At 52.8% G+C, this 20,621-nt stretch carries 18 protein-coding genes, 1 tRNA gene and 1 pseudogene; 13 read left to right on the forward strand and 7 right to left on the reverse strand.

Annotated features, from left to right (window positions below):
- The first annotated feature begins 1 nt into the window (after window position 1).
- The 4 genes from AC0IXH_RS22170 to AC0IXH_RS22185 all read left to right on the forward strand — a co-directional run bounded on the left by AC0IXH_RS22170 (window position 2) and on the right by AC0IXH_RS22185 (window position 3,644).
- A complete protein-coding gene (locus AC0IXH_RS22170; RefSeq protein WP_471721174.1) occupies window positions 2-565 on the forward strand; it encodes a YtfJ family protein in 564 nt (187 codons plus the stop codon).
- Window positions 566-629: 64 nt separating this feature from the next.
- On the forward strand, window positions 630-1,700 hold the full coding sequence (lptF, locus tag AC0IXH_RS22175; RefSeq protein WP_471721025.1) for an LPS export ABC transporter permease LptF: 1,071 nt from the start codon (window positions 630-632) through the stop codon (window positions 1,698-1,700).
- Window positions 1,697-2,782, forward strand: a complete 1,086-nt coding sequence (gene lptG, locus AC0IXH_RS22180) for an LPS export ABC transporter permease LptG (RefSeq protein WP_471721026.1) — start codon at window positions 1,697-1,699, stop codon at window positions 2,780-2,782. The genes lptF and lptG overlap by 4 nt, the downstream gene beginning before the upstream one ends.
- Window positions 2,783-2,852: 70 nt before the next feature.
- Entirely contained in the window at window positions 2,853-3,644 is a 792-nt protein-coding gene (locus AC0IXH_RS22185; RefSeq protein WP_471721027.1) for an MBL fold metallo-hydrolase, read from the forward strand.
- A gap of 300 nt (window positions 3,645-3,944) precedes the next feature.
- Here the strand turns inward: AC0IXH_RS22185 and AC0IXH_RS22190 are convergent, their stop codons facing one another.
- Window positions 3,945-4,235, reverse strand: a complete 291-nt coding sequence (locus tag AC0IXH_RS22190) for a hypothetical protein (protein WP_471721028.1) — start codon at window positions 4,233-4,235, stop codon at window positions 3,945-3,947.
- 26 nt (window positions 4,236-4,261) lie between these two features.
- Between AC0IXH_RS22190 and AC0IXH_RS22195 the strand changes: the two genes are divergently transcribed.
- The 5 genes and pseudogenes from AC0IXH_RS22195 (at window position 4,262) to AC0IXH_RS22215 (ending at window position 9,254) form a co-directional block, all read left to right on the forward strand.
- A complete protein-coding gene (locus AC0IXH_RS22195) occupies window positions 4,262-4,753 on the forward strand; it encodes an STY4534 family ICE replication protein (protein WP_471721029.1) in 492 nt (163 codons plus the stop codon).
- Window positions 4,754-4,862: 109 nt separating this feature from the next.
- The gene (locus AC0IXH_RS22200; protein ID WP_471721030.1) at window positions 4,863-6,074 is read left to right on the forward strand and encodes a hypothetical protein; all 1,212 of its coding nucleotides are present in this window, start codon (window positions 4,863-4,865) and stop codon (window positions 6,072-6,074) included.
- Entirely contained in the window at window positions 6,074-7,798 is a 1,725-nt protein-coding gene (locus AC0IXH_RS22205) for an ATP-binding protein (RefSeq protein ID WP_471721031.1), read from the forward strand. Before AC0IXH_RS22200 ends, AC0IXH_RS22205 begins: the two co-directional genes overlap by 1 nt.
- Before the next feature lie 123 nt (window positions 7,799-7,921).
- Window positions 7,922-8,641, forward strand: a complete 720-nt coding sequence (locus tag AC0IXH_RS22210) for a TIGR03759 family integrating conjugative element protein (RefSeq protein WP_471721032.1) — start codon at window positions 7,922-7,924, stop codon at window positions 8,639-8,641.
- A pseudogene (locus AC0IXH_RS22215) lies at window positions 8,620-9,254 on the forward strand (transglycosylase SLT domain-containing protein). Before AC0IXH_RS22210 ends, AC0IXH_RS22215 begins: the two are co-directional and overlap by 22 nt.
- Before the next feature lie 264 nt (window positions 9,255-9,518).
- Here the strand turns inward: AC0IXH_RS22215 and AC0IXH_RS22220 are convergent.
- The 6 genes from AC0IXH_RS22220 to AC0IXH_RS22245 form a co-directional block, all read right to left on the reverse strand.
- Window positions 9,519-9,594: transfer RNA gene (locus AC0IXH_RS22220), tRNA-Phe, on the reverse strand.
- Between the two features lie 206 nt (window positions 9,595-9,800).
- Window positions 9,801-11,117, reverse strand: a complete 1,317-nt coding sequence (locus tag AC0IXH_RS22225) for an NAD(P)/FAD-dependent oxidoreductase (protein ID WP_471721033.1) — start codon at window positions 11,115-11,117, stop codon at window positions 9,801-9,803.
- Window positions 11,118-11,134: 17 nt separating this feature from the next.
- Complete coding sequence (locus AC0IXH_RS22230) at window positions 11,135-11,884, reverse strand: amino acid ABC transporter ATP-binding protein (protein WP_471721034.1); 750 nt, start codon at window positions 11,882-11,884, stop codon at window positions 11,135-11,137.
- Window positions 11,881-12,687, reverse strand: coding sequence for an amino acid ABC transporter permease (locus tag AC0IXH_RS22235; protein WP_471721035.1), 807 nt, complete (start codon window positions 12,685-12,687; stop codon window positions 11,881-11,883). Before AC0IXH_RS22235 ends, AC0IXH_RS22230 begins: the two co-directional genes overlap by 4 nt.
- Window positions 12,688-12,689: 2 nt before the next feature.
- Window positions 12,690-13,400, reverse strand: a complete 711-nt coding sequence (locus AC0IXH_RS22240; RefSeq protein ID WP_013203707.1) for an amino acid ABC transporter permease — start codon at window positions 13,398-13,400, stop codon at window positions 12,690-12,692.
- Window positions 13,401-13,417: 17 nt separating this feature from the next.
- Window positions 13,418-14,233, reverse strand: coding sequence for a transporter substrate-binding domain-containing protein (locus AC0IXH_RS22245; RefSeq protein ID WP_013203706.1), 816 nt, complete (start codon window positions 14,231-14,233; stop codon window positions 13,418-13,420).
- Window positions 14,234-14,463: 230 nt separating this feature from the next.
- Here AC0IXH_RS22245 and AC0IXH_RS22250 point away from each other — a divergent pair, with 230 nt between their 5' ends.
- The 4 genes from AC0IXH_RS22250 to AC0IXH_RS22265 all read left to right on the forward strand — a co-directional run bounded on the left by AC0IXH_RS22250 (window position 14,464) and on the right by AC0IXH_RS22265 (window position 20,604).
- Window positions 14,464-15,267: an IclR family transcriptional regulator gene (locus AC0IXH_RS22250; protein WP_013203705.1), complete on the forward strand. Its 804-nt coding sequence runs from the start codon at window positions 14,464-14,466 to the stop codon at window positions 15,265-15,267.
- 15 nt (window positions 15,268-15,282) lie between these two features.
- Window positions 15,283-15,987, forward strand: a complete 705-nt coding sequence (locus AC0IXH_RS22255; protein ID WP_013203704.1) for an SDR family NAD(P)-dependent oxidoreductase — start codon at window positions 15,283-15,285, stop codon at window positions 15,985-15,987.
- 13 nt (window positions 15,988-16,000) lie between these two features.
- On the forward strand, window positions 16,001-17,329 hold the full coding sequence (locus AC0IXH_RS22260; RefSeq protein WP_471721036.1) for an NAD(P)/FAD-dependent oxidoreductase: 1,329 nt from the start codon (window positions 16,001-16,003) through the stop codon (window positions 17,327-17,329).
- Between the two features lie 1,124 nt (window positions 17,330-18,453).
- Window positions 18,454-20,604 carry an ornithine decarboxylase gene (locus tag AC0IXH_RS22265; protein WP_471721037.1) on the forward strand — a complete coding sequence of 717 codons (2,151 nt, stop codon included), beginning with the start codon at window positions 18,454-18,456 and terminating at the stop codon, window positions 20,602-20,604.
- The last annotated feature ends 17 nt before the right edge of the window (window positions 20,605-20,621 follow it).

The following is a 20,621-nucleotide window of genomic DNA, read 5'->3' on the forward strand; positions in this document are numbered from 1 at the left end:
GATGCTGGGCAAGCTGCTTACCCTGGTATTGCTGCTGCTGCCATTGGCGGCCTCCGCTCATAACTTTGTTTATGGCCAACCCGTTGCGCCCGTGGCTATCGCCGACCGTGGGGAGTTGAACCTCAGGGAAGGGGAATTCAGCTATCAAAACTGGAACAGCGGCGAACTGGCGGGAAAGGTGCGGGTTGTGCAGTACATCGCGGGCCGTACGTCGGCGAAAAAGAAAAACTCGCTGCTGATCACCGCCGTTAAAGAGGCACAGTTTCCCGAGGATCGCTTCCAGCCCACCACCATCGTCAACACCGATGACGCGATCCCCGGCTCCGGTTTCTTCGTCCGCGGGAAGATTGAGAAGAACAAAAGGAATTATCCCTGGGCACAGTTTGTTGTCGACAGCGACGGCATCGGGCGGAAAACCTGGCAGCTGCCTGAAGAGAGTTCCACCATTTTAGTGCTCGATCGGGAAGGGCGTGTACGCTGGGCCAAGGATGGGTCGCTGAGTTCGAGCGAAGTCAGCGATGTGATCGGCCTGGTGCAAAAGCTGATCGGCAGCGGCCAATCATGATGCGCAACCTGACGATGAGCCCTGCTGAGAAAAGCGGCTGGCCGGGCGCGAAAGGAGAACCGTTGTGTCGCTGATTGAACGCTATATCACGGTTGAAATTCGTCGACTGGTGATGGTTATCGTCGGTTTTCTGGTGGTGATGTTCGCCAGTTATTCCGCACAGCGCTACCTGACCGATGCCGCTAATGGCACACTTGCGCTGCAGGTGGTGTTTGATGTCGTCTGCTACAAAGTATTGATTGCGCTGGAGATGCTGCTGCCGGTTGGACTGTATGTTGCCACGGCCGTCGCGCTGGGCCAGCTTTACACTGACTCTGAAATCACCGCAATATTTGCGGCCGGTGCCAGCCCGATTCGCCTGTATAAAGCGGTGCTGTTTTTAGCGATTCCACTGGCGGTAGTGGTGACGCTGCTGTCTCTTTACGGCCGTCCGTGGGCGTATGGCAATATCTACCGGCTGGAGCAACAGTCGCAGTCGGTGCTGGATGTCAGCCATTTACAGGCCAATAAATTTAACGTCAATGGCAGTGGCAGAATGGTGATGGCCAGCCGCATCAATCCCGCCAGCCATCAGCTTACCGACGCGTTGATTTACTCCCGCTCCGGGAAAAATACCAACCTGTACCGGGCGCATTCGGTGGTGGTCACCGATCCTTCTCCGGCCACTCCCAGCGTCAACCTGAGGAACGGCACCGCGTATGTGCTGGATCGCGAGGGCGCGCAGGACAATATGCAGCACTATCACAGCCTTAATATCGCGTTGAAACCCTTTATTGAAAGTCAGGAAGTCAGGCGAAAGTCGGCTCCCGTGGCCGATTTATGGCGCTCGTCGGATCCGGCGGATAAAGCAGAGCTGCAGTGGAGGGAAAGCCGCGGCCTCAGCACCCTACTGATGGTGCTGTTAGCCATCCCACTCAGCCGCACCAAACCGCGGCAGGGACGTTACGCCACCTTGCTGCCGCTGACGCTGCTGTTTACCGCCATTTTTTATGGTGGCAACGTCTGCCGCACGCTGGTGGCTAACGGATCGCTGCCTGCCATCCCCGGCGTGTGGCTGGTTCCGCTGGTGATGCTGACTGGCCTGGCGTTTTGTCTGGCGCGCGATTTCTCACTGCTGCGGAAATTCTCCCGATGACTATTTTCAGCCGCTATCTGATGCGGAATATCTTTATCGGATTTGCTGCGGCCGCCGGTTTGCTGATCCCGCTGTTTACCACCTTCAACCTGATCAACGAACTGGATGATGTGGCCCCGGGCGGCTATCGCTGGACGCAGGCGCTGCTGGTTGTGGTGATGACCTTACCGCGTAGCCTGGTGGATCTTGCGCCCTTTGTTGCCTTGCTGGGCGGCATTGTCGGGCTGGGGCAGCTATCCAAAAGCCTGGAACTTACCGCTATCCGCACCGCCGGGTTTTCGATCTCCCGCATTGCGCGGGTGATGTTCTGCGCCGGGCTGGTGATGACTCTGACGCTCGGCGCGGTAGATGAGTGGGTGGCCGCTCCGTTGCAACAGCGGGCGTTGCAGATAAAGAATGTCGCAATGGCGAAAGCAGAAAGTGACTCGGACGCCGGCAATGCGCTGTGGGCAAGGAGTCAGGATGACTTTGTGACGGTGCAATCGTTGGATGATCAAAACCAGCCGGTGGGGATCGAAATCTTCAGCTGGCAGCCCGACCTGACGTTGAAGTCCTATATTTTTGCGCAGAGCGCGACCATCGCCGGAAAGGGCATGTGGACGCTGCACAACGTCACCGAAAAGCGCTGGGATAAGCAGCAGGAAACCGTCAATAACCTGCCAGAAATGCAGTGGCATTCGCTGTTTTCGGGTGAAGATTTGAAGAGGCTCACGTTACCCGCAGAAAGCTTCTCGGCCCGACAGCTCGCTGACTATATTGTCTATCTGCACAAAACCGGGCAGCCAAGCCTGGAGTATGAAAGTGCGTTGTGGCAAAAAGCGGGGCGGCCCATTTTGATTCTGGCGATGATCCTGCTGGCGGTTCCCTTCACCTTCAGCACGCCGCGTGCGCCGGGACTGGGAAGTCGCTTAGCGCTGGGCGTAATCGTCGGGCTGGTGACCTGGATTGTTTACCAGATCGTTCTGAACCTCGGGATCCTGTTCTCAATCAATGCCCAGCTAACCACGCTGGTGCCGCCGGTATTATTGCTCGGGCTGGCGGTGGGGTTGATCTATCGCTTCGATCGGCGGCTAAAGTATTAGATACGGAGCCTGACAAACCGAGCAGACCGCTCCCTTGCCCTGGATCCCGCGTAAGAATGAGGAACACTCAATGATCACGTTATGCAAAGCCTGCGGTACATCTTATGAGATAACCGATTCCCCGCCAGCACAATGCACAATATGCCAGGATGAACGTCAGTTTGTCCCCGCGACCGGGCAGCAATGGGTGGATTTTGATGCCCTTTGTGCTTCGCACAGCAATAAGTGGAAACAACACGACAGCGCTCTTCTCAGCATCCACACCGTGCCAAATTTTGCCATTGATCAGCGCGCATTTATTCTGTGTACACCTGAGGGCAATATTCTGTGGGACTGCATTGCCACGCTGGATGACGCCACGAAAACGTTAGTGGCCTCACTGGGAGGACTCAAGGCTATCGCGATATCGCATCCTCATTACTACACCACCATGCAAGATTGGGCTAAAGAATTTAACGCCCCAATTTACCTTCATGCCAGCGACCGTGAATGGGTGATGCGCGACAGCCCCTGGATTACCTTTTGGGAAGGCGACACCCTTGAGTTGACCGGTGATGTCAGCGTGATACGTCTTGGTGGCCATTTTGCGGGCGGCTGCGTTCTGCACTGGGCGCGAGAGGAGGGCATCGTGCTTTCCGGCGACATCGTCCAGGTAGCCCCTGGCGGGCAGGGCGTCTCCTTTATGTGGAGTTACCCCAATATGCTGCCATTGCCCGCCGCAACGGTCAGCGACATCACTCAACGCCTGAGTTCGGTGAAATTTAAGAAACTTTATGGCGCGTTTGAAGGAAAGGATATTACTGATAACGCAGATGAAATCGTGCGGCGTTCAGGCGAAAAGTATCTTCGCTGCCTCAGATAAACGGGCAGAGAATTACCAAAACCCGCAAACTTTGTCCTCAGCGACGCTGATAAGGTTAACAGGCTGAGATGTTGCCCCCGTGACTGCGGGAGGGTTGGATGTCTTTTACGGGGACAGAAAAACATCAGTCCGGCAGGCAAATCACCGCACAACCGATTTGGTCTGTAAGGCGCACGCCCTCCGTGAAAACCGCGCCGGAGCTTCAACTCCCGGAGTTACGAATACACTACCGGTCTGCGTGCAGGCCCTGAGCGCTGGCAATTGCTGGCGCTTTTTTATTTTCATCTCCGCAAAACTACTTTATCGCAGACATCCGCTTTTAGCGGCAGGACACTGGAACGGCATTATTATTGTTGTCAAAACAACCTGCCAATGTTTCAGCAGCCTGAGAGAAACGCTTACGCGGTTGCCATCTAAAACTTCATGACCTGAGAGAAGTGCTGCTTTTGCAGTGGTCGATCCGCTCAACCTCTTAATGCGGATATCACCTGTGTGATGAGGTTCTTTGTACTGACCAGCCAGCGCGGCATAGCTATCCGCGTTTCCTGACGGAAAGCATTTATCCGACAGGGATGAATGTTTCTCCGCCACTATTTCCCACTCCTGGAGTAAACATCATGACTACTACCACTACCAACAACGCTGCAAACAACGCCAACACTACTTCTACCAAAGCTGAATACTTCAACCTCAACATTAAGGGCCTGGGTTATCTGAGCAACATTCGCAGAATTGAAACCCTCAATGGCGGCTTTCTTAGCGTGGTGGTTAATGCGCTGAGTGGCCCTACTGACAGCCCAACCTATGTACGCTTTGATACCACTGTCGCCGGTAAGGAAGCAACGGACCTTATAAGCCGCTGCCAGAAAGCTGTAGACGAGGATCAGAAAGTGCTGCTTAGTTTTACTCTCAGCAACCTGACGTCTGACATTTTCACGCTTAACAAAGGTGAGCATGCAGGTGAGCAGCGGGTTAGCTTGAAAGCCAGACTGATTAAGGTCGATTGGATCAAGATTGATCAGGCGATGGTGTATAAGGCTGAAAAGACTGAGTCAATACCACCTAAAAATCGAGACAATCGAATCGACTATGCTGCTAACTCGTTTTAAACATCAAGCCTCAACTAAGTTGAGGCTTTTTATTGCGCCAATCATGAAAAAATGCTAATAGTTTCTATAAAAAATAGAATCAACTTTTTGAAACCTCAAGGAGATAGTCATGGAGGATGGTGGGTACTACGCAATTAAAGGTTTTAACTTTCAATTAGATAAGGCAATTAGTGAGATTTTACTAGCAGAATCAGATACACAAGAGTTTTTTATTGAAAACATCCAAGACATCAATTCGTCTAACATAGTTTATCAAGTTAAGCATAAAGAAACACAGAACTTTAGTTACAGTAAAATTCGAGAACCTGTAATAAAGTTAATTAATGATCACATAGATAATCCTAATTGTGACTTTTCACTGTATTGCTACTTTGCAGATAAAGAACCCAATATTTTAAAACTATCAGATTCTGATCTTGATGATTTATTGAATATTAATTTAACTGTTAGATCCTCTGATAAGTTAAAAAATCTCGCTGGTTTTGTGGCTAATTTCACTCCAAAAATAAGAAGCGATTTCAACAAGAATTTTGAAATAGCATTTGCTCCTAATTATGACTCTCAATATGAATCCTTGTTAAAAACATTAATTAAAATAGGTCTGGCCTCTAATGAAGAAGAAGCTCAAATCTATTATTGTTTGATGGCTGAGTATTTAAGAAACCTTGTAATCACTAATTCTGATCCTTCTACACGAAAGTGTAATCGGGAAGGACTTATTCAAGGGGTAAAATTTGCACGTAAAACGATTTTCCATTCTTTAGCTGACTATCATCAAAAAAGAGAGAGAATATTAAAAATATATAAAAAAGAATTGAACCTACCAACAGTTGATAAAGACATCCATGTCTTTTTAGGTCGTGAGTTATCAAAAGATGAAAGCGGACTTTGCAAGTTAATTACCAATGTTATAGAGGGGCACTATAGTCGTGCTACGTATGATGTTAAACCCATTACATTTATTTTAGACTTTGAAATTCCTTTATATTTAAAGAGGCATCTTCTACAACAAAATTTATATTATAATGATGGCTTTGAAAATGTGGAATTTAATGTTGATTATTTTTCGAAGCAGCATTTTTTTACAAGAAAAACAACATCTAGAGGAAAAATTACTGAATCCCTCGACCAAATCTCATTCAGGATGAAGTTAATCACTATGGATAATTATAAGAGCGCAAGCCATTTGTTTTCACCTAGAATATCAATTGCATTTGATTGTTCCTCTGCTAGTGAACAATTTAAAAAAAATGGAGGCTTATTCACTTCCTATTTTGGGCTGTCAACTGAAGAAATAACTCATTTACTCAGGAGGAAATAATGGAATCTGATAACTTCAAAATTGTTAGTGTATCATTTGATAAAGTTTCAATTGAGATTTTAGAACCCTCATCATTTGAGGGAGAGTTTAGCATAGGGAGCTATGTAGCAATCCCATGCCGAAGTACGATAAAAAAAGATGCAATTGGTATAATTGATAACTATAAAATAAAAGACATGGGAGGTGGCGATGCTACCTCCTATTCCATAACTTCATTTATCCTTGAAGTGAGTCTTATTGGGACGCTAACTCATAAGGCTGATAAAAAAATATTTCTTCGAGGTGGTCATGGCATACCTTTACCACCAGTAAATGATATTAGAATACTAGAAAGTGACGACCTCAATATTATTTTTAATACCGGGTTGAATAAAAATGATAAGTTTGATTTTTCGTCTTTATCCCAAAATACAGAAATAAGAACCCCAGTAAATGGGAATAAATTTTTCAACAAACACTTTGCAATTGTAGGATCTACGGGGTCGGGGAAGTCTCACACAGTTGCACGAATCATTCAGTCTGCAACAACTGTTAAATCGACTGACTATAGTGAGTTAAACAATTCCCATATAGTTATATTTGATATTCATGGTGAATATCGTTCTGCATTTCCAAATTGCAACTATGTTGATGAAAAAAACATAAAAATACCATATTGGCTTTTGAATGATGAGGAGCTATCTGAACTCTTCATTGAAAGCTCAGAAAATAACTCACACAACCAAGTATCCCAGTTTAGATATGCAGTAACAAAGAATAAAGAACTTCACAACCCAGGGCAAAAGGTTTATTTCGACTCACCTCACTATTTTGATATAAGAGAAGTGGTCACCTATTTAAAAAACATGACCAATGAACTCATCAGTAAGAAGGATGGAAAGAAACCTGTAGCGAATTCAACCTTAGTAATTAATGAGAGATTGCCATGTTACTTCAATGAGGAGTTTGATTTCGTCAAGGAAAGCAATCTTGTTAATGGTCCATTCAATGGAGAATTTGATAGATTAATTATTCGATTAGAAAATATCCTTAATAATGGACGCTTACGATTCTTATTTAATGATGTTAAAGATCTTGGGCTTGATGAAATATTAAAGCAATTTATCGGTTATGTGGATAAGAAATCTAACGTTACTGTAATAAACCTTAGCGGTATTCCATTTGAAGTAATTAGCATAACGGTTTCTTTGATAACCAGAGTGCTATTTGAATTTGGGTATTACACTAAGCGTTGCTTACAAGAGAGTAAGGTTTCAGATACACCTCTATTATTAGTGTTTGAGGAAGCACATAAATATATCCCTAGAAGTGATTTGGGAAAATACAGAGCATCAAAATTTGCCATTGAAAGGCTTGCAAAGGAAGGCAGGAAATATGGTGTAACTTTGGCTATTGTTAGTCAAAGGCCATCTGAAGTTTCAGAAACCATATTCTCACAATGTAACAACTTCATTTCCATGAGATTAACTAACCCAGAAGACCAAAGAACAATAAAGAAATTAATGCCGGATACTGCTGGGAATATGGTTGATAACTTACCAATATTAAAATGTGGGGAGGCTTTGCTCATTGGAGACTCAATAACATTACCCTCCAGGGTTATTATTGATAGTTGCGATCCGGAACCAAGTTCGACTGATATACCATTCTATGACATTTGGTCAGAACAATGGAAGTTAGTGAATTTTGAAAAGATAATTCAGGCTTGGAAGCCAAAGGAATAGTGTCCCCCCCTCTGTTAAAGAGGGGGAAAGTTTCGATAAAGAAATCTATTTTAACGGTTAGAGTGCTCGCCATCTTATATACATTATATTTTTCTTGCATGAACACTCTAACGGTAAAGTAATATGAAACCAATTGGATTGAATGGTATAGTAATCTTCCTTATTACTATACCGTTTACCTCAAGTGCATATTATCGCGAGCACAAAAGTAATAAGGTAGGAGTTGCATTACTCCAAGCGAAAAAATCCAACGCTGAGGATTCAAGTTTAACTACAGGACTTACTGAAAAAGAATATTCTCGATATAGATTACTAATGAACGGTGTTAGAGGAGCTCAGTCTCCTTCGCTTGACCCATTAAGCACTCTCGGCATTGAAGCCCGCAACGACACCGAGCGCCGTCACTACGCAGAACTTTGGGTAAAACAGGAATACGAGCGCACCGAAAAGGAGCTTAAATTCCAGCGAGAAGTTGATGCTGCTGGGAAGCGTCTAATGCCCACCATGTTGCCGGTTAATATGGGCAACGCCGCAGGTATCGCGCATGACTCAGGTGGTGGCCTGGCGTTATTCGTGCGTGAAGCAGATTACCAGCGCTGCGATGCCCGACTCTCCGCCGTTCTCGCCGTTAAACGCCACGTTGATATCTACCTTATCGATAACGAAGGCAGCGATCGGAAACTCCGCAACTGGGCACAGCAGCATCGCATTGCCGCCGAACAAGTTCGCGAACGCCGTATCACCCTGAACCACGATGCAGGCCGCTGGATGCGCTACGGCAGCGGCATCATGCCGGCCCTTCTCCAACAGGGGGAAAACGGATGTCATATCGCAGCTTTTTGACCGCCGCTTTGTTGCTGAGCGCTGCAAGCTCAATGGCATCAACCAACATGCAAAGCGTGCCGTCGGGTTATCAAAAAGTCGCTCTGCAACATGGTGTTCCGGCTGAATCGCTTTACTCGTTGGCGCTGGCAGAATCATCGCGCAAGCTGCCACACGGCACGCGCCCGTGGCCTTGGACAATCAACGTCGCGGGTAAAGGCTACCGTTATGAAAGCAGGCAGCGGCCTAGCAGGCGCTGCAGCAATTTATGAAAAGCCACCCGATGAAGAGAATCGATGTCGGTATCGCGCAGGTCAATCTCGGCTGGAATGGCCATCGCGTTAGTTCAACGTGGGATGCATTTGATCCGTATATCAATCTAAATGCAGCGGCGCGTATTCTTCGCGAGTGCTGGAAACGCAGCCCCGACAGTTGGTTGAAAGCGGCTGGCTGCTATCACCACCCGGCTGGAGGAAAACCTGCTGCGAGCTATCGGCAGATTGTCAGCCAAAAGCTGGCTTTACTCACACCCAGTCGACCTCGCAAAATCGCAACGCCGGCACCCGCCAACCTCGCGAGCAACCAAACACCTTCAACTGAAATCATCTGGGCAGAACTCCGGAGGCAGCAATGAAAAGGTAGAGATATGCTGTGCAAGAATTACCACATTTGGACGTTTTAAATGAGGAGGTAATGGAGATGTTGGCAGGGAGACTACTTGGCTATTGCGTTCTGAAATCATCTCCACACCCCCAAACGAAAAAGGGCACCTGCGTTAACAGGTACCCTTTCTGGAAGATGGATATGTTCAGTATGGGATGAGGCATCAACTGCCATCATTGCCTGAACACCCACTTCTTACATCACCCGTCAAACCTGACCAGCGTGCTTTAAATGATGGTGCCCGGACTCGGAATCGAACCAAGGACACGGGGATTTTCAATCCCCTGCTCTACCGACTGAGCTATCCGGGCAACGCGGCGCATTAAACCGTACTGGCAGCGGGGCGTCAATGGCTTTGTCGTCAAAACGCAACTGATTGCACTCTTTTCCATCAACCTGATGATGAAGTGATAATTTCCTGTGCAGTCAGTCGAAATTTTAAGCCGCACGCACCGTTGTTTTCCTGCATCACCCGCACGTTTTCTCGTGCCTTAAACGTTCTCGCGGCTAACCCACCTCAATCCAGCCGCTTGTCCACCGCGTCACGCATGCGATACCAGCCGCTGACAAAGGGCACAAACCACGGGCGTCCATCGTACAGCGGAATGCGCTTAAAGGTGGGGCGATCGAACGACAGCGGACGCGGTTCCGTGCCCAGCACCTTCTGCGCCGCACGGTATCCCAGCCAGCTCATCAGCGCCACGCCGTTGCCGTTGCAGCCCACCGCAAAGCGCGCGTTGTCCATCAGCCCGGCATAGGCGGTTTTATCGTGCGTCATGCCGACATAACCGCTCCAGGCGTGGCTGATTTTGTAGCCCGCCAACTCCGGCCAAATTGCCAACATCCTTTCGCGGATCTTAATCGCCGCGGTTTTATCGTCGCAGTCCATTATGCCAGGACGCGAGCCAAACAGCAGGCGCGTGCCGTCGGGAGAAGGGCGGGTATAGATCAGATCGCGGCGACTGTCGGTGATCATCCTGCCGCCGGGGATCAGCTTCGCCATCAGCTCGGGCGGTAGCGGTTCGGTGGCGATTTGGTAGCTTTTCACCGGCACAATGCGCTTCGCCAGGTTCGGCGTGGCCAGGGTATCGGTATAACCGTTAGTTAGCACTAACACTTCTTGTGCAGTAATGGTGCCGCGCTCGGTGTTAACGATTTTGCCGCCATCGCGTGGCGTAATTGCGGTCACGCGCGCGTGAGAAAACAGAGTGGCACCCAACTGGCGGGCCAAATCGCGCAGCGCCTTATTGTATTTCCCTGGATGCACGCCGCCGTACTCATCGACCAGAATCCCACCGTGATAGAACTCAGAACCGATGATCGACGCCTGCTCTTTACGCTTCACCTTATGCACGGTCACGCCGGTCACCTGGTGCAGGATATCGCCCATCTGATACAGACTGTCGAGCTGCTTTTTGGTGTGCGCGCCAAAATAGCGACCGCCGATAAACAGGTCAGCATCCAGCTGCTCGCTTTTGACCAGCTGCTGAATAAAGTCGAAAGAGGCGATGGAGTCGGCAATCATCTTGCTGAACAGCTCGGGCGAGATGCCTTTGATAGCGCCCCCGACCACCAACTTCTGACCGCTGCTGATCATACCGCCGGTGCGGGTGCTGCCGCCGCTGCCGAGTTCGTTGGCGTCCAGCACCACCACTTTTTTGCCGTGACGTGCCAGCTCAATAGCGGCGTTCAGGCCGGCAAAGCCGGAGCCGACCACTACCACATCGGCGGTGGCCGGCAGAGGATCTAAAACCGTTTCAGGCGGCGCGGCTTCCCACCAGTACGGACTGGTTTTGAAGTCGGCGGTAAAAAACTCATCAGTTTGGCTTGCCATGGTGTCTCTCAAAAGGATCACAAAACCTGGCCGAGGAACTCGCGGGTGCGCGGATCCTGCGGGGCATCAAAAAGTTGCGCGGGCGGGGCGCTTTCCACTATCCGGCCGCGATCGGTGAAGCACACCCGGTGCGACACTTCACGGGCAAAGCGCATCTCGTGGGTGACCAGCACGCAGGTCATCCCTTCATCCACCAGTTCGCGGATGGTGTTCAGCACTTCTTTTACCGTCTCCGGATCGAGCGCCGCGGTCACCTCATCAAACAGAATGATTTCCGGCTGCATCGCCAGCGATCGGGCGATGGCCACGCGCTGTTGCTGGCCGCCGGACAGCTCGCCGGGATAGCGATCTTCTTTGCCGGTCAGGCGCACTTTGGCGATCAGCCTGAGCGCCCGCTCGCGCACCTCATCCCGCTGATGCTTCAGGACCTGCATCGGCGCCATCATGATGTTGTCCAGCACCGTGCGATGCGGGAACAGGTTGTACTGCTGGAACACCATCGACACCTGGTGACGCAGCGGACGCATCTGCTTCTCGCTGGTCATCTCATGCACGCGGTGATTGCCGACGCGAACGAAGCCTTCATCAACCGGCAGCAGGCCGTTGATGCAGCGCAAAATGGTGGACTTGCCGGAGCCAGACGGGCCGATGATGCACATCGCTTCGCCTTTATTCACGCTCAGCGAAATCCCCTTCAGCACATGGGTATCGCCGAACGATTTGTGAATATTGTCCAGCTCAATAAGGGCGTGGTTACGCTCGCTCATATAGCTTCCCCTTTGGTATTTTTTTCCAGCCGACACGCCAGCAGCGCAATCGGGTAGCAATAAAAGAAGAACATCAGCAGCACGGTCACGTAGAAGTAAACCAGCGTGCTTTCCCCTTCGGTCGCCAGCGTGGTGCGCAACAGCGTGACCACTTCCTGCACGCCGGTGACGGTGGCCAGCGCGGTGGAGATGGTCAGCAGCGCATACAGGTTCATCCAGCCGGGGATGATGCGGCGGAAGGCCTGCGGCAGGATCACCAGTCGGTAGATCTGCCAGTAGCTGTAGCCCATCGAGCGCGCGGATTCCCACTGACCGCTGTGCACCGACTGCACGGCACCGCGGATCACTTCGGCGAAGTTGGCGGCGGTGGGCAGGCTTAGCCCGACAATCGCCTTAAACAGCGGTGAGAAGGTAAAGGAAATGCCAAACAGCGAGGCGTGATAGGGCAGCAGGTAGAGCATCGAGAACAGCAGCACCAGCCAGGGCGCGTTGCGCAGAAAGTTCATCAGCGCGCGGGCCGGCAGGCTGAGCCAGCGGCGTTTGGCCATCATCGCCAGCCCCAGCAGCAGGCCAAACACGGTGGAAAGCGCCATGCTGACAATGCTGATATAGATGTTCAGCACAAAGCCGCCCGACCATGGCCAGCCTTGCTGACTGCCGGTTAACAGCAGCGGCAGCCGCAACCACACCTGATGCCATTCGCCACCCGGATCGTTAAAGATGCTGAACAGCAGTCCGATCAGCGCCAGCAGCGCAAAGGCCTGCTTGGTCTGGCGCTTTCGCTTCAGATAGAGCGCATCCATGATTAACCTCCGTAGCCAGGATAGGCGAGACGACGCTCGACCCAGCCGATAAACCACACCAGCAGGCTGACCAGCACCACATAAATCAGCAGCACTAACAGCATCACTTCCAGCGTGCGGAAGGTGTCGTTGTAGATCTGTCCGGCGGCATACATCAGCTCCGGCACGGTGATCACCGACGCCTGCGAGGTGGTTTTAAATAAATTGGTCAGTACGTTGGTGAGCGGCGGCAGGCAGATGCGTGACGCAATCGGCGCCTGCACGTGCACAAACAGTCCCCAGCGGGAATAGCCGAGGGATCGCGCCGCCTCCAGCGTGGCTTTCGGCACCGCATCAAAGCCGGAACGAAAGGCTTCAATGCACAGCGCGCCGCCAAACAGGCTAAGCGAGACGGTTGCCGAGGCGAAGGCGCTGACCAGCGGCACCTGCAGCCCGGTAACCGGATCGGTGGCGGTAAAGCCAATCTGCGTCAGGGTGAAGTAGAAAAACAGCATCTGCAGCAGCGGCGGCGTGTTGCGAAACAGCTCTACAAACAGCTCGATTAGCGCATCAAGCCAGGCGATTTTGAAGGTCAGCCCAAGCGCACCGGCCAGGCCGATGACGATGGCAATCACCGAAGAGAGTGCCGCCAGCTCCAGCGTCTGCACCACGCCCTGAAGCAGCCATTGCTGATAGGTCGGATCCAGCAGCCAGGAATAATCGAGTCCGAACATCGTTACGCTCCCGCCGCTTACTTGGCTGCGCGGGCGGCTTCGGCACGCTTAGTGATGTAGTCAGAGGGCGGCATATGGTAGGTGCTCTGCCATTCAACCAGCTTGTTTTCGCCTTCCGTTTTCACGATTGCCGCGTTAACCGCGTTTTTGAACGCCTCGTCACCCTTGCGGAGTCCGCCCGCCATCGGCAGGAACTCGTAAGGCTTGATGGCAATTTTGTAGTCGCTCCAGCCCGGCTCGCCCAGCTTGTTCTGCAAGGTCATGTCGTCGAAGACCATCGCCACGCAGCGGTTATCCTGCAACGCACGATAGGCTTCCGGCAGGGCGGTGAAGTTCACCAGCTGGATGCCGTATTTCTGCGTCAGCGTTTTGTTGTAGTAAGAGCCCTGAATGCCGCAGATTTTCTGGCCTTTCAGCTGTTCCCACTGGTTGAATTTGGCTTCTTTGCGCGCCATCACCGACGGGCCCGCTGCCGAAACATACTCCACGGTGAAATCAATTTCTTTGGCGCGCTCTGGCGTTACGCCCAGCGTGGCCATAATCAGGTCGATCTGGCCGGACTGCAGAAACTGAATGCGGTTGGAGGCGTTGACCGGCACCAGTTTGATTTTGTCGGGTGATCCGAGCAGGTTAGCGGCGATGGATCGCGCCAGATCCACTTCAAAGCCGACCGTTTTGCCTTCGGCATTCATAAAGCCGTACGGCGGATAATCGTTTTTGATACCCACGGTCAGTACGCCACGACTTTTGATATCGGACAGGGTGTCAGCATGGGTAATAACAGGAGCCATAATCAGCAGGGAAAGAGCCATCAATGCGCGATTTCTTTTCATGTTTACATCCTTCCGATGTCGTGGTGATTGCAGGTGATTTCCGGCCTTTTCGGCTCAGGTTTTGGTCTGTCGGCAGCGCGATGCTCTGATTCTTTTTTAGCCCTGGTGTGCTTAAAAATGCATCTCACTTGCCAACCGAGTGTGAAATCTGCTAGAAATTTAGTCAACAAAAAACCACATATTGAAATCTTATAATTAAAAGTTCCACATAGTGGAATTCTGGAGGGGCGATGAGCGACGCTCAGGGGAAAAACGGGGTCCAGCTTCTGGACCGTGCGGTGATGCTGCTGGACCTGGTGTCAGACGTCGGCAGCGAAGGTCTGACGCTGAAAACGCTGTGCGAGCTGTCCGGGCTCAACAAGGTGACCTGTCACCGCATTTTGAATTCGCTGGTGGATCATCAGCTGTTGCATAAAGCCCAGGGGGATAAGTGCTACCGGCTGGGCACCAAGCTCCTGATTTACGGGGCGAAGGCGGCCAAAGGGCCAGGCCTGCGTCGCCACTTCCAGCCGGCGCTGGAACGTCTGCGGCAGTTGACCGGCGAGACGGTGATGCTGATGGCGCGCGACCGTGATGATTCGGTGTGTATCGACCGTTATGACAGTGATTTTCAGATGCAGACGCTGACCGGCTCGATAGGCGGCGCGGTGCCGCTCGGTCTGGGTCCCGGCAGTCTGGCGATCCTGTCGTTTCTCGACGCGGAAACGCAGCAGGCGATCCTCGAACGTAATGCGCTGCGGCTGAATAACTGGCCGATCCTGACCAAAACCCGACTGCAGTCGTTGATCGATCAAACCGCCTCGCGCGGTTACGCGCTGGATCCTGGCGAATTATTGCCGGGGATCGGCGGAGTGTCGGTGCCGATCCGCGTGGCGGGTGCGGGCGTGGTGGGATCGCTGGGCTTAACCGTATTGTCACCCCGTTTGACGCCGGACGCCGTGCAGCGCTATGTGGCGTTATTGCAGGAAGAAGTGGCTGGCGTAGAACCGATGTTAAGTCCGCTGGATACGCGTCTGCGGGCATCAATGAGCTAACTGGAGAATAACCTGATGAATGCTTCTACCCGGCGCGTGGCGCTGATCAGCGGTGCCAGCCGTGGAATTGGTGCGGCCATTGCCGCAAATTTATTGGCGAACGGTTGGGCGGTGAGCCTGGGATGCCGGACGCCGGAAGAGGTGGCCAACGCCGATCCTGAGCATCAGCTGGTCTGTCGATTTGATGCGCTGGATGGCGCCACCGAAGACGACTGGATTGCGGCCACCATCGCAAAATTTGGCCGCATCGACGCGGTGATCCATAACGCCGGGATGATGCTGCCGGTTTCGGTGCTGACCGCCACCGATGACGAGTTTGACCGCACTTTTGACGTCAACGTGAAGTCGCCGATGCGTCTGAGCCGCAAGGCCTGGCCGCATCTGGTAGCCAGCGGCAGCGGGCGGATTGTGACGCTGGTTTCGTTATCCGGTAAGCGCGTGCGCGCAGAGCGTTCAAGCCTGTACGCGATGAGCAAGTTTGCTGCACTGGCGCTGGCTCACGGTCTGCGGCGGATTGGTGATGAAGACGGCATTCGATCCACCGCCATCTGTCCGGGGTATGTTGCGACCGATATGGGCACCGCGCTGACGGAAGTGCCGGCGGAGAAGATGACGCAGCCCGAGGATTTGGCGCATCTGGTGCGCACGGTGCTGGAGCTGCCGACCACCACCAGCATTGCGGAGATCCCGGTGAACTGGACCGTGGAAGATCAATACTAAGTGAGGGTAAGTCATGGGTCCAGTCGTTGATTTAGTGCCATCGTCGGCAATCTTCCCGACACAGGCGGAAGTGGTGGTGATCGGTGGAGGGATTATTGGGGTGGCGACGGCGTTGTCGCTGGCTCAGCGAGGGATCCAGGTTGTTCTGTTGGAGAAGGGCACCGTTGCCGCCGAGCAATCCAGCCGCAACTGGGGCTGGTGCCGCCGGACCGGGCGCGATCTGCGCGAGCTGCCGTTGATCGAGCAAAGTTTGAGAATGTGGGAGGGGATGAATCAGTTGGTGGGACGCGAAACCGGTTTTCGCCGCGAGGGCATTCTCTACACCTCACGCACTGAAGCGCAGCGCGATAGGCATCAGCGTTGGTGTGACGAAGCTCGTCAGTATGATATTCACAGTGAGATGCTGTCGGCAACGCAGACCGCCGACAGGCTTCCAGGTCTGAATCAGGCGATAGCCGGTGGCATGTGGACGCCATTGGATGGTCGGGCCGAGCCACAAAAAGCCGCGCCCGCGATGGCGATGTACGCGATGGAGTTGGGAGTGAATATTCAGCAGCATTGCGCCGTGCGAACCATTGAGCGTGCTGCCGGACGGGTGAGTCACGTGGTGACCGAGCACGGAGCGGTGGCCTGTCAGTCGGTGGTGGTAGCTGGCGGCGTCTGGTCCAGGTTGTTGTTGCAGGGAATGGGGATCACCTTGCCGCAGTTAAAGGTTTTGTCGACGGTGATGAGAACCCGGCCGGTAAATTGTGAAATCGCGCCGTGCGTCAGTTTTGGTGGCGTCGCGATGCGCAAGCGGTTGGACGGTGGGCTGACCATCGCCAGTTCCGCGCTCAATACCGCCGATATCACGCCTGATTCGTTACGTTTTCTGAAGGCTTTTTTCCCGGCGTTCTGGCAGGAGCGCAAGGCGTTACAGTTGCGGTTGGGGCAGCGTTTTGTGGAAGAAGCGTTGCACTGGCGGCCTGGTCAGGCGGATAAAGTCTCGCTGTATGAGCGGATCCGGGTATTGGATCCGCAGATCGATCCGGCGGTGCTCAAACAGATCCTGATTAATCTGCAGCAGTGGTTGCCAGCGCTGGGCAACGTGCAGGTCGCGCAAAGTTGGGGCGGAATGATCGACACGATGCCGGATGCGATCCCGGTGATTTCAGGCGCGCCAACGGTGCCCGGTCTGTTTATCGCCACCGGTTTTTCCGGGCACGGTTTCGGCATCGCGCCCGCCGCAGGGCAGTTGATGGCCGATTTGGTGAGTGGCTCGAAACCGATAGTCGATCCCACGGCATTTCGGATGGCGCGCTTCAGCGACGGCGAGAAGATCGCGGCGCAGCACTGGCTGTAGATCTGGGGTTTGGTAGGTCGACTGTTTTTTCTGGTGGCAAAGTAGGAGGAGAGTGGGCTGTGGAGTACGGTAAGTCGTCTGTATGTTCTGATGGCAAGCTCAGGGAGAGAGAGTTGAACACAAAGACGCCGTGCACCCATCCCTGGGGGCTCAGCGGCGACATCCCTGTCGCCGATGCTTTGCTTATCAACTCTCTCTCCCTTCCCCTAAGCTTCAAAGTCGAATGATTAATTGTGGACACACAGGTCAAAATCCCACTCGCTCTGTCGCCTATGCTTTGCTTATCAACTCTCTCCCCTTTCCCCTAAGCTTCAGTGTCGAATGGTTGATTGTGGACAGAGGTCAAAACCCGGCCCAGCTGGCTGCCCTTGACCTGTGCTTCCACCAAACCTATCAACTACGCGAATGTTATAAGGTGGCAGCACAGAGCGCGGTAGCCGAGTGTCTGCGGCAGGGATGCCGCAGCCAAGCCTCCAGGGATGGATTTACGGCGTCTCGGATACCGCGCTCTATGCTGACGCCAAACCACGGAGCCGGTGTTGACCTGTGTATCCACCAAACCCTTCAACTATGCTGACGCCAAACCACGAAGCCGGTGTTGACCTTCACCCCGTTGAATATCTTTGCAACAAAACTGCATAACCAACAGAAAAATAACCTTTTTTATTTTTATCGACAATTTTACCTGCTAAATATCAATAGGTTAGCCAACCCGCCGCCAGCCGCTAAATTCACCCGCCGTCTTGAACCTGAAAAAAAAAAGTGCCATCATTGCGCCCACTCTGACGGATAACGTCACCACGCCACTTTAAGGTCGCCGCCATGCCTGGTTCACTGCTGAAAAACAGCACCTGTACCCGACATTCACGTATGTCGCTGGCGCGCCGATCCGCTTGTCACATCCTGTCGAAAAAATCTCTCACCGTGCGGTGAGGTTTTCATACGCTTACTGTTGGCCATGAGTAAAAACAGACGCGATCTGATTTTACTGATGTCTATCGGTTGAAGCCGGACCCTGTTGGCTGTTCACCTGTCTGACACCTTTCGCCGGAAGAGGGCTATTGCCGTCTCCCATTGCTGTGCCTCTGGCACCCACTCATCCTTGACGCCTGAGGATTTGTGCTATGACACCACTGAAAATTGCAGCCAGCACCACTGTGGCTATCCACCTCCAGACCGGACGCGAAGTCGTTACGCTGGAGAAAACTGATTTTACGGATGTGGCGGCGGTGGTCGTTTCTGTTGCCGACTCCCGTAGCGGCATGCTGGCGCTGCTGCGCCATACCGGCTTTAACCTGCCGGTGTTTATCTCGCTGGACTACCCTGAGCAGGAACAGGAAATTGACCTGCCGGAAAACGTCGGCCTGCTGACCGGTGCCGGGGACGATGCGATCAAACTCGAAGCCGCCGCGTCCGAATACCAGAGCGAACTGCTGCCGCCGTTCTTTAATACGCTGACTAAATATGTCGCGATGGATAACAGCACCTTTGCCTGTCCCGGCCACCAGGGCGGCGCTTTCTTCAAAAAACACCCGGCTGGACGTCAGTTCTTCGACTTCTTCGGCGAAAACGTCTTCCGCGCCGATATGTGCAATGCCGACGTAAAGCTGGGCGACCTGCTGATCCACGAAGGATCGGCGAAACATGCACAAAAGTTTGCCGCGAAAGTCTTCAACGCCGATAAAACCTATTTCGTGCTGAACGGCACCTCCAGCGCCAATAAAGTGGTGACCAACGCCTTGCTGACGCGCGGCGACCTGGTGCTCTTCGACCGCAACAACCATAAATCGAACCACCACGGCGCGTTGATCCAGGCCGGTGCGACCCCGATCTACCTCGAAACCGCCCGCAACCCGTTTGGCTTTATCGGCGGTATCGATGCGCGCTGCTTTAACGAGGACTACATCCGCGAGCAGATTAAACAGGTGGCGCCGGAACGCGCGCAGGAAGACCGTCCTTTCCGCCTGGCGGTGATCCAGCTTGGCACCTACGACGGCACCGTCTATAACGCCCGTAGAGTGATCGACAGCATCGGCCACCTCTGCGACTACATCCTGTTTGACTCGGCATGGGTCGGCTATGAACAGTTTATTCCGGTGATGGAAGCCTGCTCGCCGCTGCTGCTGGAACTCAACGAAAACGATCCGGGCATCTTTGTTACCCAGTCGGTGCATAAACAGCAGGCCGGTTTCTCGCAAACCTCGCAGATCCACAAAAAAGATAACCACCTGCGCGGTCAGAAGCGCTTCTGTAGCCATAAACGCCTCAACAATGCGTTTATGCTGCACGCCTCAACCAGCCCGTTCTATCCGCTGTTTGCCGCGCTGGACGTGAATGCCAAAATGCATCAGGGCGAAGCGGGGCGTCGCCTGTGGCACGAATGCGTCACCCTCGGCATCGATGCCCGTAAAGCGATCCTGGCCCGCTGCGACATGATTAAGCCGTTTATTCCCGATGAAGTGGACGGCAAACCCTGGCAGGATGCGAAAACCGAAATCATCGCCTCGGATGCCCGCTACTTTAGCTTTGCGCCGCGCGCTGACTGGCATGGCTTTGAGGGCTACGAGAAAGATCAGTACCTGATCGATCCCTGTAAGCTGCTGCTGACCACGCCGGGCATCGATGCCGCCACCGGTCAGTACGCGTCCTTCGGCATCCCGGCTACTATCCTGGCTAACTACCTGCGCGAAAATGGCGTGGTACCGGAGAAGTGCGACCTTAACTCGATCCTGTTCCTACTGACGCCCGCAGAGAGCATCGAGAAAATGGCCCATCTGGTGGCTAAGCTGGCGCAGTTCGAACAGCACGTCAAAGAGGATGCGCTGCTATCCGACGTACTGCCAACCATCTACCGCAAGAATGCGAAGCGCTACGCAGGTTACACCCTGCGTCGTCTCTGTCAGGAGATGCATCAGCTGTACGTCAGCTATGGCGTGAAGGATTTGCAGAAGGCGATGTTCCGTCAGGAAAGCCTGCCAAAAGTGATGATGAACCCGCAGGATGCCAATATCGAATTTATTCGTGGCAACGTCGAGCTGGTGCCGATTGCGAAGGCGGAAGGACGCATCGCGGCTGAAGGCGCACTGCCTTATCCTCCGGGCGTGCTCTGTGTTGTGCCTGGCGAAGCCTGGGGCGGGGCGGTTCAACGCTACTTCCTCGCGCTGGAAGAAGGGCTTAATCTGCTGCCAGGCTTCTCGCCGGAACTGCAGGGCGTCTATGCCGAAGCCGATGAGAATGGCGTGAAGCGTCTGTTTGGCTACATGCTTAACGCGTAACGGCTGTCAGTAACAGG

Source organism: Erwinia sp. AC075 (genome assembly GCF_979253995.1).

Bases quoted from the DNA above. Each gene is read 5' to 3' on its own strand.
- AC0IXH_RS22260 (WP_471721036.1), top strand. From the start codon at position 16,001: ATGGGTCCAGTCGTTGATTTAGTGCCATCGTCGGCAATCTTCCCGACA.
- AC0IXH_RS22170 (WP_471721174.1), top strand. From the start codon at position 2: ATGCTGGGCAAGCTGCTTACCCTGGTATTGCTGCTGCTGCCATTGGCG.
- AC0IXH_RS22195 (WP_471721029.1), top strand. From the start codon at position 4,262: ATGACTACTACCACTACCAACAACGCTGCAAACAACGCCAACACTACT.
- AC0IXH_RS22185 (WP_471721027.1), top strand. From the start codon at position 2,853: ATGATCACGTTATGCAAAGCCTGCGGTACATCTTATGAGATAACCGAT.
- AC0IXH_RS22240 (WP_013203707.1), bottom strand. From the start codon at position 13,400: ATGTTCGGACTCGATTATTCCTGGCTGCTGGATCCGACCTATCAGCAA.
- AC0IXH_RS22230 (WP_471721034.1), bottom strand. From the start codon at position 11,884: ATGAGCGAGCGTAACCACGCCCTTATTGAGCTGGACAATATTCACAAA.
- AC0IXH_RS22225 (WP_471721033.1), bottom strand. From the start codon at position 11,117: ATGGCAAGCCAAACTGATGAGTTTTTTACCGCCGACTTCAAAACCAGT.
- AC0IXH_RS22265 (WP_471721037.1), top strand. From the start codon at position 18,454: ATGACACCACTGAAAATTGCAGCCAGCACCACTGTGGCTATCCACCTC.
- AC0IXH_RS22210 (WP_471721032.1), top strand. From the start codon at position 7,922: ATGAAACCAATTGGATTGAATGGTATAGTAATCTTCCTTATTACTATA.
- AC0IXH_RS22200 (WP_471721030.1), top strand. From the start codon at position 4,863: ATGGAGGATGGTGGGTACTACGCAATTAAAGGTTTTAACTTTCAATTA.
- AC0IXH_RS22235 (WP_471721035.1), bottom strand. From the start codon at position 12,687: ATGGATGCGCTCTATCTGAAGCGAAAGCGCCAGACCAAGCAGGCCTTT.
- AC0IXH_RS22250 (WP_013203705.1), top strand. From the start codon at position 14,464: ATGAGCGACGCTCAGGGGAAAAACGGGGTCCAGCTTCTGGACCGTGCG.
- AC0IXH_RS22205 (WP_471721031.1), top strand. From the start codon at position 6,074: ATGGAATCTGATAACTTCAAAATTGTTAGTGTATCATTTGATAAAGTT.
- lptG (WP_471721026.1), top strand. From the start codon at position 1,697: ATGACTATTTTCAGCCGCTATCTGATGCGGAATATCTTTATCGGATTT.
- AC0IXH_RS22245 (WP_013203706.1), bottom strand. From the start codon at position 14,233: ATGAAAAGAAATCGCGCATTGATGGCTCTTTCCCTGCTGATTATGGCT.
- AC0IXH_RS22255 (WP_013203704.1), top strand. From the start codon at position 15,283: ATGAATGCTTCTACCCGGCGCGTGGCGCTGATCAGCGGTGCCAGCCGT.